Below are 14434 nucleotides of genomic sequence, written 5' to 3' on the forward strand. Positions count from 1 at the left end.
ACGTCAGACATCTCCACTAAGCCCGGAGGTCCTCCCTTCTCACAGCCGAATCGTCAACAACGTCCCTGCCGGGTACAGCTAGCCGCTAGCTTTGCGCCGGCTAGGACGGCTCGGCCGCGGGTTCGGCCACCGCGGCGCCGCGCGCCGGAACCCGCACCACCAGCATCGCCAGCAATCCGGCGATCAGCACCAGCGAAATTCCGCCCAGGCCGGCCCGCACGGCGCCGAAGACGTCGACGAACACCGAGAACAGCCAGGGCGCCACGAACGCCACCGCCCGCCCGGTCATGGTGTAGAGGCCGAATGCGACGCCTTCCCGGCCGTGCTTGGCCATGTGCAGCAACAAGGCGCGCGACGACGACTGTGACGGCCCGATGAACATGCACAGCAGCAGCCCGCAGACCCAGAAGGCCACCGGCCCGGACAGCGCCATCAGCGTCAGCCCGAGGACGACGATCGCGAACAGTGACGCCACGATGACGGGCTTCGATCCGACCCGGTGGTCGACGAACCCGCCCAGCACCGCGCCCACCGCGGCGACCACGCTGGCCGCCACCCCGAAGATCAGCACGTTGGCCTGGGAGATGCCGTACACGTTGACGCCGAGCACCGCGCCGAACGCGAAGATCGCCGCCAGCCCGTCGCGGAAGAGCGCGCTGGCGAACAGGAAGTACACCAGGTTGCGGTCGCGCCGCCATTCCGCGGCGACCTCGGTCCACAGCTTGCGGTACCCGCCCAGCATGCTCGTCGGCTGGTGTCCCTGCGACGACTCCGTCAGCCGGTGCGCGACCAACAGCAGGGGAAGCGCCAGCACCGCGAACCAGATCGCGGCCACCACCATCGCCTCGCGGACATAAAGTCCGTCCCGCAAGGGAACTCGCAGCAGGCCGCGCGTCGCGTCGGGCCCCTTGCCGGATCCGGAGATGAAGCCGGTGTAGATCACCAGCAGGAGCAGCACGCTTCCGACATAACCCGCCGCCCAACCGAATCCGGATATCCGCCCGGCCGTCTGCGGCGTCGAGAGCTGACGCAGCATGGCGTTGTACGGGACGCTGGCCAAGTCGCCGCAGGCCGCCGTTGCCCCGAGCAGCACCAGACCGGCCCACAGGTAGCCGGGGCTGTCCCGGATGAAGAACATCAAGCAGGTCAGCGTCACCGCCGTGGCGGTCAGCACACTCAACGCCACCCGCCTGCGGTGCGGGGACTCCACCCACACGCCGACGGCGGGCGCGAGCACGGCGACGGTCAGACCGGCGACGGCCGCCGCGCGGCCCAACCAGCTCGCCGGCGTGGTGGCGCCGGATATCCCCACCCCAACGCTGCTGGTCAGGTAGACGGCGAAGACGAAGGTCGCCACGATCGCATTCAGACCGGTCGAGCCGCAGTCCCAGAGCGCCCACGCCACCACCCGCGATCGCGCGGGGCTGACGGAACGCGACTCCGGCTGGCTCATTCCCGGCACTCTATAGGCGCTCGCGATCGGCTGCGGGCGCCGTTTCGCCCGCTGTCTACGATTGGCGCATGCCGCTACCCGCTCCAAGCCCCGAGGCGCGCGCCGTTGTGACCGGAGCTTCGCAGAACATCGGTGAGGCGCTGGCCACCGAACTCGCCGCACGTGGACACAACCTGATCGTCACCGCGCGTCGCGAAGACCTGCTCAAGGACCTGGCCGCCCGCCTGACCGACAAGTACGGCGTCATCGTCGACGTGCGCCCCGCCGACCTGGCCGACCCGGGCGAACGCGCGAAGCTGTGTGACGAGCTGGCGTCCCGCCCGATCTCGATCCTGTGTGCCAACGCGGGCACCGCGACGTTCGGTCCGGTCGCCACGCTCGATCCGGCCGGCGAAAAGGCCCAGCTGCAGCTGAATGTCCTTGGGGTGCATGACCTTACGTTGGCGGTGCTGCCGGGAATGGTCGAGCGTAGGTCTGGCGGGATCCTGATTTCCGGTTCGGCGGCGGGCAATTCGCCGATTCCCTACAACGCCACCTACGCGGCCACCAAGGCGTTCGCGAACACCTTCAGCGAGTCGCTGCGCGGCGAGCTGCGCGGATCCGGTGTCAACGTGACGCTGCTGGCGCCCGGCCCGGTGCGGACCGACCTGCCCGACGACACCGAGGCCTCGATCGTCGAGCGGCTGGTGCCGGACTTCCTGTGGATCTCGACCGAGCACACCGCGCGCGTGTCGCTGGATGCGTTGGCGCGCAACAAGATGCGCGTCGTTCCGGGATTGACGTCGAAGGCCATGTCGGTGGCCAGCGGGTACGGGCCGCGCGCCATCGTGGCGCCTATCGTCGGCGCGTTCTACAAGAAGCTGGGCGGCGGGTAGGGGTTACTTCCAGCTACCTCCGGCTACTTCCGGCGCCGGCCGGTACCGAAGATGTTTTTGACCGCTTCGCGTATCGCGGTGTTGATCCCGCTTTTCACCGTCGGGTTCTGCAGCACTTCCTCCCACATGGAGGGCTGCTTCGGGCCCTTGGGCTCCGCGGGCTCCGGCATCGGCGGCACCGGCTCGTTCTGCGGGACGGGCGGGTAGCCGGACTGGGCCTGCGGCGGCTGGGGGGCGGATTGAGCCTGCGGCGGCTGCGGGGCGGCCTGCGGCTGCGCGGGCTGGGGAGCCGTCTGGCCGTACTTCGCCTGCAGCGGACTGTCTTTCGCCGTGGCCTCGATGTCCCCGGTGCCAATCGACGCCATCAACGAGCGCGGCACCCGCATCCGGGTCCACGCGACCGGCGTCGGCGCGCCCCTCTCGGACAGCACGGTGACCACCGCCTCGCCGATTCCCAGCGACGTCAACGCCGACTCCAGGTCGTACACATCGGTTTTCGGGTAGGTGCGGACGGTCCGGCTGAGCGCCTTCTGGTCGTCGGGCGTGAACGCCCGCAGCGCGTGCTGAATTCGGGCGCCCAACTGGGAGAGGATGTCGTTGGGAATGTCCGTGGGCAGCTGGGTGCAGAAGAACACCCCGACGCCCTTCGACCGGATCAGCTTGACGGTCTGTTCGACCTGTTCGAGGAAGGCCTTGGACGCGTCGGCGAACAACAGGTGCGCCTCGTCGAAGAAGAACACCAGCTTCGGCCTGTCCACGTCACCGACCTCGTCCAGTTGGGTGTACAGGTCGGCGAGCAGCCACATCAGGAACGTGGAGAAGATCACGGGACGCACCGACTGACCGGTGAACTCCAGCAGCGAGATGATGCCCTGGCCTTGGTCATTGGCGCGCAGCAGATCGTTCGGGTCGAGCTTGGGCTCGCCGAAGAAGGTGTCGCCGCCCTCGGCATCGAGGTTCACCAGCGCCCGCAGGATGACGCCCGCAGTCGTCGCCGACACACCGCCCAGGGATTTCAGGTCTTCCTTGCCCGCATCGCTGGTGAGGTAGCCGATGGCACCGCGTAGATTGTCCGTGGTGACCAGCCGGCGGTTCTGATCCTTGGCCCAGTGGAAGATAAGCCCCAGCGTCGACTCTTGAGTAGCGTTGAGCCCCAATACCTTTGACAGCAGAACGGGGCCGAAACTGTCGACGGTCGCGCGTATCGGCACGCCGATTCCCTTGGTGCCCAACGACAAGAACTCGACCGGAAACCCGGTTGGCTCCCAGGTGTCGCCGGTGTCCTTGGCCCGCGCGGCGGTCTTGTCGTCGCCTTTGCCGGGCCTGGACAACCCGGACAGGTCGCCCTTCACGTCGGCCATCAGCACGGGGACGCCCGCGGCGCTGAGCTGCTCGGCGATCAGTTGCAGCGTCTTGGTCTTGCCTGTTCCGGTGGCCCCGGCCACCAGGCCGTGCCTGTTGATGGTGGCCAACGGGATACGGATCTGCGCCGTCGGATCGGCCGCGCCGTCGATGACGACAGTGCCCAATTCCAATGCCTGGCCGTCGACGGCATAGCCCTCGGCGATCCGCGTCGCGGCCGTGGCCGCTGAATCAGTGCTCATCGTGCTGCGCCCCTCTTCCGACGATGATTCGGCATGCAGTTCGACAACGCTCACCCTACTTCTCCAGCTCATCCGGGGGCGAGGTCCGGCGCGGGCGTCAGCTGGGGCTCGTGTCACGGTGGCGGCCCGCCGCACCCGGCACCGCCGCACTTGCGATCACAACTAGTCTGAGCGCTGTGCGAGACGAATTGGTGTGGATCGACTGCGAGATGACCGGACTTGATCTGGGCTCGGACAAGCTGATTGAGATCGCGGCGCTGGTGACCGACGCCGATTTGAACATTCTCGGCGAGGGGGTCGACGTGGTGATCCATGCCGACGATGCCGCGCTCGCGGCGATGGGCGACGTGGTCACCGAAATGCACTCGCGCTCCGGGCTGACCGACGAGGTGCGGACGTCCACCGTCGACCTGGCGACCGCCGAGGCGATGGTGCTGGACTACATCGGCGAACACGTCAAGCAACCCAAGACGGCGCCGCTGGCCGGCAATTCCATCGCCACCGACCGCGCCTTCATCGTGCGCGACATGCCCGCCCTGGACTCGTTTCTGCACTACCGCATGATCGATGTGAGCTCGATCAAAGAGCTGTGCCGGCGCTGGTACCCGCGGATTTACTTCGGTCAGCCCGTCAAGGGACTGGCCCACCGGGCCCTGGCCGACATCCACGAATCCATCCGCGAGCTGCAGTTCTACCGGCGAACCGCGTTCGTCCCGCCGCCGGGACCGTCTACCAGCGAAATCGAGGCGGTGGTCACCGCCCTGGACGGCGGAAAGGACGCACCGGGGCCCAGCGATTCGGCCAGCGCGCCGCCAACCGGCTAGTATCGACGTCGCCGTTCGTTGACCGTCATCGTGCGAGGGTCGGCTTGCGGCCGTGGTGGGTGTAGTTCAGTTGGTAGAGCGTCAGGTTGTGATCCTGAATGTCGCGGGTTCGAGTCCCGTCACTCACCCCACAGGTCAGGGAGTATCACCGCTCCCTGACCTTTTTTGGTGCTACCGTTTCCGCGCAAACGCACACGCGACTGGAAAGTAGTGAATAGCCATCGTCCCGCCCCGCACCGACCCCGACGCATGCGCCCGGGGGCGGCGGCCGTCGCGGGGGTCGCGCTGTTCCTCGCGGGCTGCGGCGGGTCGACTCAGACCACGATGACCGTCACGTCGACGGTGCCGGCCGAGACCAAAACGGTGACGATGACCGTCGCCCCGCCACCCCCGCCGGGGCCCAAGACCTCGATCGAGAACAACGGCACCTTCATCGTCAACAAGGACATCGCGGCGGGCACCTATCGCACCGATGGCGGCAAGTACGGGTGCTACTGGGCCAGGCTGCGCAGTTTCAACACCAACGACATCATCGACAACAACGTCGGCGACGGCCCTCAGGTGGTCCGGATCTTGCCGACCGATACCGCGTTCATGACGCGCAGTTGCGGGACCTGGCAAAAGATCGACTGACCGCCGTCAGGTGTTGGCGTTGCCCGCTTTCCACTGCGTCCACGGGATGTTCCAGTCGCCGAGCCCCTCGATGCCCGGCAGCGTCGGCCCGACCGTGTGCACCACCTCGACGATGTCGCCGCTCTTGCTGTGGTCGTAAAACCACTCGGCGTTGCTCGGGCTCACGTTCAGGCACCCGTGGCTGGTATTGGTGTGGCCCTGGGCGCCCACCGACCACGGTGCGGAGTGCACAAAGACCCCGCTGTAGGACATCTGGGTGGCCCAATCGACTTCGGTGCGATATCCGTTGGGCGAGTTGACCGGAACGCCGTAGGTCGAGGAATCCATGATGATGTGCTTGAACCGCGCACCAATGATGTAGACGCCGTTGGCGGTTGGGGTGCTGTCCTTACCCATCGACGTCGGCATGGTCTTCACCACATCACCGTTGACCCGCACGGTCACCGTCTTCGTGGTGTCGTCGGCCGTCGAGATCACCTCGTCGCCGATGGTGAAGTGCGTCTTGACGTTGTCCTCGCCGAACATCCCGTCGCCCAGGTCCACTCCGTACGTGTTGACCGCCACGTCGATGGCGGTTCCCGACTTCCAGAAACGCTCTGGGCGCCAACGGACTTCGCGGTTGTTGAGCCAATAGAACGCGCCCTCGACCGGAGGGTTGGTGGTGATGTTGATGGCCTTCTGGGCGGCCGCGCGGTTCGCGATGTTCTCGTCGAAGCGGATCGCCACCGGCTCACCGATGCCCACCACGTCGCCGTCGGCCGGACTGATGTAGGGCATGGTCAGGTGCGCCGGTGAACTGGTCTCGAAGGTCATCTGCTTGCTGGCCGCGCCGCCCAGGCCGGTCGCCTTCGCGTTCAGCGTGTAGCGCCTGTTGTAGCCGAGCTGTTCGGTGGTCGACCAGCGCAGCCCGTCGGGACTGAGCTGCCCACTGATCGACCTACCGTTCTCGTTGACCATGGTGACCGACGCGAGCACGCCGTCGGCGACGGCCACCGTGACCGGCGCATCCACGGTCACACCGACGGCGCCGTCGGTCACCGAGGCAGTGAGCTTGGGGACCAGCAGATCGGCCAGCGGGGTGCCCTTGTCGAAGATGACCTTCGCTGGCGCAGCCGCGTGGTTTCCATTGCAGGCGGCGCTGAAGACAGCAATCGGAACCATCGCGGCTACCAGCCACGATCGTCGCCTCCGCAAATGCGTCATCCAGTGACCTTCCGTATGAATCTCCAGTTGGTCACCGCTGACCAGCGAGGTAGCTGCAGGCATTCTAATGGCTTTTACCGACACTCCATGCCCATCCAAAGCGGGGCTGCCGATCGGTGTCACCACCGCAATGAATTCGTCATTCGGGCTGGGTCCGGGGCCCCGCCGCGCGCCGATCAGGCCGGCGAGCCGACCTCGTCGCGCGGCTGCGCCCCGACCCTGTCGCGGGTGCTGACGGCCTCGACGCGCGCGAGTTTGACGATGGCCGCCGTCATCACCAGCGCGGCCGCCAGCAGGGCGATCATTCCGGCGCGACCCGTGTTCAGCGTCTCGCCGAGCACGACCACGCCGAGCACCGCCGCCACCACGGGCTGCGACATCTGCAGGGTCGGCATCGACGCGGTCAGCGGACCCGCCCGAAACGCCGACTGGCTCCACGCGACGCCCCCCACCGCGACCAGAATGCACGCGTACAGCTCCGGGGTCCGGGTCACCGCGCCCGCGCCATCGCCCAGCCGGGCGACGACCTCCTTGGCGAGCACCGCGAAGACGCCCCACAGCGACCCCGACGCGAACGCGAACAGCGCCGCCGCCGCCGCACCACCCCAGATCCGGCCGGCCACCACACACCCGACCAGCAGCGGCCCGAGGACGACGGCCACGCCGGCCCAGGTTCGCAGCGACGCGCCCGCCTGACCGGCTTCGGGGTTGCCGACGACCACGACCACGATCACCGCGGCCGTCAGCAGAGCGGCCCACACCCATTCGCCGCCGGTCACGGTGCGGTGCGAAAACCAGGCGTTGATGGGCAGCGCGAACAGTACCGAGGACATCAGCAGCGCCTGCACCATCAGCACCGAGCCCTCGCCCAGCGCCGCGGCCTGCAACCCGATGCTCGCCACCAAAAGCACTGCGCCCCACCACCACCGCTGATTGCGCAGCAGGCCGGCGAACAATTCGACGGTGCTTACCGATCGGTCGGCGATGCAGTGCGCCGCGCGTTGCTGCAGCACGTCACCGCTCGCCACGCACAGCGCGGAGCTCAATGCCAGCAGTACGGCGATATTCGCGTGAGCCATAAGGGTTTCCGTGTCAACTTCGGCCGGGTGCTGCCCTGGTGGGCCACCTTCTGCCCATGGTCACCCTGGGCGCATCGGCGGCCCAGCGGCGCCGGCCCACCGCGACGGCCTCGCCCTCCCCCGTCGCGGACCGGTCCCGCAACAACGCCGACCACCGGGGAGCCCACCACGTCCAGCGGCCAAGCAGGTGAATGAAGGCCGGCACCAAGACCATCCGCACCAGTGTGGCGTCGACGAGCACACCCAGCGTGAGGCCCAGACCCAGCATCCGCATGAACGACACGTGCGCGGGGATCAACGCGGCGAAGGAAATCGACATCACCAGCGCGGCCGTGGTGACCACCCGGCCGATACCGGCGATGCCCAGCGCGGTGCTCTCGTCGGTGGCGGCGCGCGCCTCGGCCGCGGTCGGTGGCGTCTCCTGGGCGGCTTGCGAGGCCAGCCAGTACTCGTGGATACGTGAGACCAGGAACACCTCGTAGTCCATGGCCAGCCCAAAAGCTATGCAGAACAACAACACTGGGATGTTCGCGTTCAGCGTTCCGTTGGGCGTGGTACCCAGCGCACCCAGGTTGCCGTCCTGGAAGATCCACACCATCGCCCCGAATGCCGCCGTCAGTGACAGCACGTTGCACACCAGCGCCTGCAGCGGCAGCACCGCGCTGCCGGTGAGCAAGAACAGCAGGGTGAAGGTGATCAGGGCGATCAGCCCGAACACCAGGGGCAGTCGGTTGGTGATCGCATCGACGCTGTCGCGGTTGATCTGCGCCAGCCCGGTCATCTGCACCGAACGTCCAGCCGGCCCGCCGACCCGATGCAGTCGGTCGAGCTGGGTGTTCGAGGCCTGCGAATACAGCGGCGCCGTGCTGTCCACGGTGAGGAAGGCGCTGCCGTTGGCCATGCCGGTGGCCGCGGCGGGCGGTCCCACCCGATTTCCGGCCACGAACGTCCCGGTCGGTGCGGTGACCGCGGAGACGTCGGGCACCCGGGACAGCTCGGCGGCGTAACCCTGCAGGTCATCGAGGGTCACGCCGTGGGCGTCCGGCACGACGGCGGACACCGAGTTCCCCAACCCGTTGGCGAAATCGTGGTCCAGCATGTCGGCCACCTGGCGCGCCGACGCCGATCGAGGGAGCACGCGCTCGTCGGGAAAACCCCACTTCACGCCGAGAAAAGGAACCCCCAGCAACAGCAGCATCGCGACGACGCTCAGCCCGGTCGGCATGGCGCGGCGCAGGACGAACTTGGTCGAGCGGTACCAGAACTGCGCCACCAGCGGCTTGTGCGCGTGATCACGGAACGGCCGCTGCCCGTGCAGAATGCGGTGCATCACCCGGCGGGCGTCCATCGTGTCCAATCGGGGCCCCAGCAGCACGATCGCGGCCGGGGTGACGACCACGGTCGCGAGCGCGACGATGGCCGCGGTGGCCACGATGGTGTAGGCGGACGACTTCAGGAAGTACATCGGGAACAGCGCCATCACGGCCATCGACAACCCGACCGTCGTGGCAGAGAACAGCACCGTCCTGCCCGCGGTCGCCATGGTCCGCAACAGGGCCTGGTATCGATCCATCTGCCGCATCAGCTCCTGGTTCCGGTCCTGGGTGCGGGCCAGTTCCTCGCGGTAGCGGGTGATGATCAGCAGGTTGTAGTCGATCGCCAGCGCGAGGCCCATCGCGATGCTGAGGTCCAGGGCGTACGTGGACACGTCGGTGGTGAAGCTGATCAGCCGCAACACCGACATGGTGCACACGATGGCCAGCGTGCCCAAGACGATCGGCATGGCCGCGGCCACCACGCCGCCGAGCACCCATACCAGCACCGCGAAGCTCAGCGGAATCGCGATGGATTCCATCAGCAGCAGGTCGCGCCGGTTCTGGTCGTTGATCTGCGCGTACGCCACGGCCATCCCGCCGGCGCGCACCGTGACGCCGTCGCGGTCGTACACCAGGTCCTTGGTCAGCGTGCCGGCGTATCGCTGCGCGTCGTTCTCACCGCCCTTGAGGCCGGCCACGATCATCCCGGACTTGTCGTCCTTACTGATCAGCTGGGCTGCGGCCGCCGGCGGCGACGTCCACGCCGACGACACGCTCAGGACCCACGGCGAACGTTTCAGCTGGTCGGCGATCTCGGTGCCGACCTGGCGCGCCTGCTCACCGCGGGCGCCGGTCGGGGCGGTGACCACGATCAGCATCTGCTGATCTGTCTGGTTGAACTTGTCCCGAAGGGTGTCGGTCGCCCGCGACGACTCCGAGGTGGGGTCCTGGAAACCACCGCCGGAAAGGCCGTTGACCACCGGAAGCCCGAAGATCGCGGCGCCCAAAAACACCAGCACCGCGATCGCAATGATGCGGCGCGGCGCGGCGATGGCAAGCCGGGTGATTACTTGCAGCATGGCGTATCGCCTACCCGAAACCGCGCCATTTGACCCGCCAGGTATTGAATTGCTCACATCAGCGGGTATTCGTGGCGCGCGAAAGTCGGATCGAGGTTTGACGTTCGGGCACTCGGGTATCGATCCTAAAAGCGCACTCGGTACTTGTGTTCGGTGTGCGCGGTGCCGGTTTGCCTGGGCTACAACCAGATTGGATGCGCAATGGACGACACGGACGACGGCACCAATATTCGGCATCCCACCGAAGACGACTGGCAGGCGGTCTTTGAGAATCAGGCCCGCACTTTCGGCGACCCGGTGGGGCCCGAGGACCTCGAAGCGTGGAAACGCCGAGTCAGCCTCGAGGACATCCTCATTGCCGAGGACGTCTCCGATCCGGAGCAACCAAATCTGGTGGGGACGTCCATCATCTACCGCTCGCGGCTCACCGTGCCGGGTGGTGGCAATCTGCGGGCCGCGTGGCTCACGATGATCGCCGTCGCGTCAACGCATCAGGGCGAGGGACTCTGGGCGCAACTCAGCGCCAAGGGTCTTGGAATATTGCTGGACCGCGGCTATCCGGTCGTGTGTGGCGTCCCGACGCAGACCGCGATGTACGACGGTTTCGGCGCCGGCGTGTCGAGCTACAGCCACACCTATGCCATCGATCGCCGTTTCGCGAAGTTGCGCGACAAGCCCAGCCGCATTCGGGCGCGCGAGGTCAACGCCGCCGAGGCGCGACGGCATCTGCCCGAGCTCTACGAACGATGGTGTGCCGCAACCAATGGCGCGATATCCCGAGACGACGCGTGGTGGGCCGACTCGCTGGACGACCGACCGACCCAGCGCGGCAACGGATCTGCGCTGCATTACACCATTCACCCCGACGGCTTCCTGACCTACCGGGTCGTCGGCTCGCAGCAGCACGCGTTCCGCCCGCCGCTGGGCACCGTGGTCGTCGAAGACTTCTGCCCCATCACCGATGAAGCGCACACCGAGCTGCTCCAGACGCTCCTGGTGTTGGAGATGTTCTACCGCATCGAGATCGACGTGGCACCCGACGATCCGCTGCCGCTCAAACTCGTCGACCAGCGCGCCGCTGAGACCAAGGGCATCAGCGACTTCCTGTGGGTGCGCATCAACGATGTCCCCGATGCGCTCGGCGCCCGCACCTACGGCGCCGATGCCGACATCGTGCTGGAGGTCACAGACCCGTTGGGGCTGGCGGGCGGGCGCTTCCAGCTGCAGATCCGCGACGGCGCCGGGAAGTGCACGCCCCACGACGGGTCCCCCGACATCGAGATCGGGCTGGCCGACTTGGCCACCATCTACATGGGGGCGCATCGGGCTTCCCAGCTGGCTCGCGCCAACCGCATCACCGAAGTGCGCCAGGGAGCGCTGGGCGAGCTGGACGCGGCCTTCGGCACCGACCGAACACCCTTCTGCGGCACGGTGCTATAACCGAAGTTATTGCACGACAACATCTTTCAGCAGTACACAGGATTGCGCGGCGAAAAGCTGACGGCAGCCACGCAATGGCCGGCCAAGGTGAACCCAAGCGATTACCGACTTGCTCGCCACCGGGCCGCTATCCTGGAGCGAGGTCGGGATTTCACTCCGTGGCGCAACGCCTGTTATTGTCGCCTACGCGGTCTCGGCCGACCACAAGCGCCGTTAGCTCAGTTGGTAGAGCAGCTGACTCTTAATCAGCGGGTCCGGGGTTCGAAACCCTGACGGCGCACCAGCCCACCAGATATCTATTTGGGGGCTTCTCCACTTCGGTGGGGGTTCGCCCGTTGGGTAACAATCTCCGAGAAATCCTTTTCCCAGCTCCCCTGCGAGCCCTAATATCTGTGCGACGGGGTTTTTCAGAGGGGACTTGTGAAAACTGAGCTGAAGTGGGTCGAACCCTACGAGGGCCACTTCCATGCCAACATCGACGACCGCAGCGAGTACCGGGTCCATGCGGTCTCGACGGGCGGTTTCCGCGCCGAGCGCGTCGATGACGGCTTTGTGCACCACGACCTGGGCCGGGCCACCACCGCCGCCGAGGCGCAGGCGATCTGTCAGGACCTGCACACCCGGACCGCGCGCCGCGCCGCATGGGAGGCCTACATGGCCGAAAACGACCCGCCCGGCTGGGAGTAAGCGGACCACCGTCACCACAGCGGCGCCGGGCGCCCTACCCGTTAGCCGTCGTATCGCACCGCAAAGCGCCTCCTGCAGGTATCTTGCTGGCACCGATTGGCGCCAGACGCGCCGATAGGCCCCCTTGAGACACGCTGCGTCGAAGGAGCTGCAATGGGGTTCATCCGGCCGAATCTGCCCGTCGTCGACATGGCCGAGTGGAGCACCCGTCCACGCGCCGAACGCATTGTGCCGATGGCGCGCCACATAGCCGAGCACGGGTTCGGCACTCCGCTGGTGATGCACGTGATGTACGGCGTGAAAATCGCGCTGTACATCCTCGGCGGCTGGCTGTTCGCCTGGTCGACATCCGGTATCGGCGGCTTCACCCAAGTCGGCGCGTGGTGGTCGGAGCCGATCGTGTTTCAGAAGGCCGTGCTCTTCACGATGCTGTTCGAGGTCATCGGTCTCGGCTGCTGCTTCGGCCCGTTGGCCGGACGTTACTTCCCCCCGATGGGATCGATCCTGTACTGGCTGCGGCCCGGCACCATCCGATTGCCACCCTGGCCCGCTCGAGTGCCGTTGACCAACGGCAGCAACCGGACTCCGTTCGATGCGTTGCTGTACGGGCTCCTGTTGGTGCTGCTCGTGTCCGCGCTGTTGGCCGACGGCGGCGGGCCGATTCCCGCTCTGCACACGGTGATCGGCGTGCTGCCGTGGTGGCGGACCGGCGCGATTCTGGCGGTGCTGGCCGTGCTCAGCCTGCGCGACAAGGTGATCTTTCTGGCCGCGCGGGGCGAGGTCTATGCGCCGCTGGCGCTGACGTTTCTGTTCACCGGGCCGGACATCGTCGTCGGGGCCAAGGTCGTGTTCATGGTGATCTGGCTGGGTGCGGCGACCTCGAAACTCAACAAGCACTTCCCGTTCGTGATCTCGACCATGCTGGCGAACAATCCGTTCATCCCGTCGGGCCCGCTCAAGCGGTCGATGTTCAAGCACCATCCGGACGACTTGCGGCCCAGCGCACTGGCGGGCTTCATCGCGCACTTCTCGACCGCGGTGGAGGGTCTGGTCCCGCTGGTGCTGCTCTTGTCACACGGCGGGTGGCCGACGGCCCTGGCGGCCTTCGTGATGATCGTGTTCCACCTCAACATCCTGCTGGCCTTCCCCATGGGCGTGCCGCTGGAGTGGAACGTGTTCATGATCTTCGGCGTGCTGTGGCTGTTCGTCGCGCACGCGAGCCTGGGGCTGTCGGACGTCGCCCACCCGCTGCCGATCGCCGTCCTGTTCGGGGTCATCGCCGGCACCGTCGTCCTCGGGAATCTTTATCCGCGCAAGGTCTCGTTCCTGCCCGGGATGCGGTACTACGCCGGCAACTGGGACACCACGCTGTGGTGCGTGCGGCCGTCGGCCGACGGGAAGTTCCGCGTCGGCTCCCGCGCCCTCGGCCCCATGCAGCACCTCCAGCTCGAGCGGTTGTACGGCAGCAAAGAGGAAACCCTGATCCCGCTGCACCTTGCCCTCGCGTTCCGGGGCATGAACACCCACGGACGCGCGCTGCTGACCCTGGCGCACCGGGCCATGGCCGACTACGACGAGGACGATTACAACCTGTGTGAGGGCGAAGTCCTGTGCTCAATGGTTATCGGCTGGAACTTCGGCGACGGGCACATGCACAACGAGTGCCTGATCGAGGCGCTGCAGCAGCGGTGCGGCTTCGAGCCGGGCGAGGTGCGGGTCGTCATCCTCGACGCCCAGCCCATCCACCACCAGCGGCAGGAATACCGGCTGGTCGACGCGGCGACGGGCGAATTCGAACGCGGCTACTGCGACATCGACGACATGGCCACCAATCAGCCCTGGGCCGACGACATTCCGGTGTATGTCCAGACCGGCCGCGTCACCGATTCCTGACGCGTCGCACCGCCACCACCACGACGAGGGCACCCACCCCGGCCAGCGACGCCAGCACCGCCGGCTTCTGCACGAATCCGATCACCCGGATCTTGAGGTCGTCGGCGAGGCGCCGAGGGTTGGCCCGCTCGGCAAGCGAGTCGACGGTGGCCGCCAGCTGATCTAGGGTAGTTCGGGCAGGTGCATGAGCCGGATAGTGGGCGACTTGGAGGACACAGTGGCGGACCGGGACCCCGAAGCCATCAAGCAGGACATCGACGTCGCCCGTGACCAGCTGGCGGCCACCGTCGACTCGCTTGCCGAGCGGGCCAACCCTCGGCGCCTCGCCGACGACCTCAAGATCCGGGT

Annotated in this window: 12 protein-coding genes, 2 tRNA genes and 1 pseudogene; 9 read left to right on the top strand and 6 right to left on the bottom strand. The window is 67.0% G+C overall.

The features are described 5' to 3' along the window. Positions 1 to 100: 100 nt before the first annotated feature. Positions 101 to 1453, bottom strand: coding sequence for an MFS transporter (locus A5708_RS05230; protein ID WP_065027610.1), 1353 nt, complete (start codon positions 1451 to 1453; stop codon positions 101 to 103). A gap of 68 nt (positions 1454 to 1521) precedes the next feature. Between A5708_RS05230 and cmrA the strand changes: the two genes are divergently transcribed. Continuing rightward, positions 1522 to 2328: a mycolate reductase gene (gene cmrA, locus A5708_RS05235; RefSeq protein ID WP_065027611.1), complete on the top strand. Its 807-nt coding sequence runs from the start codon at positions 1522 to 1524 to the stop codon at positions 2326 to 2328. A gap of 23 nt (positions 2329 to 2351) precedes the next feature. On the opposite strand, the gene A5708_RS05240 is transcribed toward cmrA, so the two are convergent. Continuing rightward, positions 2352 to 3932: a helicase HerA-like domain-containing protein gene (locus A5708_RS05240; protein WP_065027612.1), complete on the bottom strand. Its 1581-nt coding sequence runs from the start codon at positions 3930 to 3932 to the stop codon at positions 2352 to 2354. Positions 3933 to 4108: 176 nt separating this feature from the next. On the opposite strand from A5708_RS05240, the gene orn reads away from it, so the two are divergent. From orn to A5708_RS05255, 3 genes are all read left to right on the top strand, one after another. Beyond that, positions 4109 to 4756, top strand: coding sequence for an oligoribonuclease (gene orn / locus A5708_RS05245; protein WP_065027613.1), 648 nt, complete (start codon positions 4109 to 4111; stop codon positions 4754 to 4756). Between the two features lie 55 nt (positions 4757 to 4811). Next, positions 4812 to 4887, top strand: a tRNA-His gene (locus A5708_RS05250). 118 nt (positions 4888 to 5005) lie between these two features. Beyond that, on the top strand, positions 5006 to 5389 hold the full coding sequence (locus A5708_RS05255) for a hypothetical protein (RefSeq protein WP_065027614.1): 384 nt from the start codon (positions 5006 to 5008) through the stop codon (positions 5387 to 5389). A 6-nt stretch (positions 5390 to 5395) separates the two neighbouring features. Here A5708_RS05255 and A5708_RS05260 read toward each other — a convergent pair whose 3' ends face one another. From A5708_RS05260 to A5708_RS05270, 3 genes are all read right to left on the bottom strand, one after another. Continuing rightward, on the bottom strand, positions 5396 to 6592 hold the full coding sequence (locus A5708_RS05260) for a L,D-transpeptidase (protein WP_065027615.1): 1197 nt from the start codon (positions 6590 to 6592) through the stop codon (positions 5396 to 5398). Positions 6593 to 6768: 176 nt separating this feature from the next. Beyond that, positions 6769 to 7671: a DMT family transporter gene (locus A5708_RS05265; RefSeq protein ID WP_065027616.1), complete on the bottom strand. Its 903-nt coding sequence runs from the start codon at positions 7669 to 7671 to the stop codon at positions 6769 to 6771. Between the two features lie 13 nt (positions 7672 to 7684). Further along, entirely contained in the window at positions 7685 to 10066 is a 2382-nt protein-coding gene (locus A5708_RS05270; protein ID WP_065027617.1) for an MMPL family transporter, read from the bottom strand. A 201-nt stretch (positions 10067 to 10267) separates the two neighbouring features. On the opposite strand from A5708_RS05270, the gene A5708_RS05275 reads away from it, so the two are divergent. From A5708_RS05275 to A5708_RS05290, 4 genes are all read left to right on the top strand, one after another. Beyond that, on the top strand, positions 10268 to 11506 hold the full coding sequence (locus A5708_RS05275; RefSeq protein WP_065027618.1) for a GNAT family N-acetyltransferase: 1239 nt from the start codon (positions 10268 to 10270) through the stop codon (positions 11504 to 11506). A 207-nt stretch (positions 11507 to 11713) separates the two neighbouring features. Further along, positions 11714 to 11789, top strand: a tRNA-Lys gene (locus A5708_RS05280). Positions 11790 to 11926: 137 nt separating this feature from the next. Then, positions 11927 to 12193 carry a hypothetical protein gene (locus A5708_RS05285; protein ID WP_065027619.1) on the top strand — a complete coding sequence of 89 codons (267 nt, stop codon included), beginning with the start codon at positions 11927 to 11929 and terminating at the stop codon, positions 12191 to 12193. A 153-nt stretch (positions 12194 to 12346) separates the two neighbouring features. Next, complete coding sequence (locus tag A5708_RS05290; protein WP_065027620.1) at positions 12347 to 14086, top strand: DUF3556 domain-containing protein; 1740 nt, start codon at positions 12347 to 12349, stop codon at positions 14084 to 14086. On the opposite strand, the pseudogene A5708_RS25955 reads toward A5708_RS05290, so the two are convergent. Further along, a pseudogene (locus A5708_RS25955) lies at positions 14073 to 14249 on the bottom strand (DUF3618 domain-containing protein); the annotation flags it as partial. The gene A5708_RS05290 and the pseudogene A5708_RS25955 overlap by 14 nt on opposite strands. 54 nt (positions 14250 to 14303) lie before the next feature. Here A5708_RS25955 and A5708_RS25960 point away from each other — a divergent pair. Then, on the top strand, positions 14304 to 14434 hold a 131-nt coding region (locus A5708_RS25960), incomplete at its 3' end, for a DUF3618 domain-containing protein (protein WP_155765901.1).

The organism is Mycobacterium colombiense (assembly GCF_001672755.1).
Lineage (GTDB): Bacteria > Actinomycetota > Actinomycetes > Mycobacteriales > Mycobacteriaceae > Mycobacterium > Mycobacterium colombiense_C.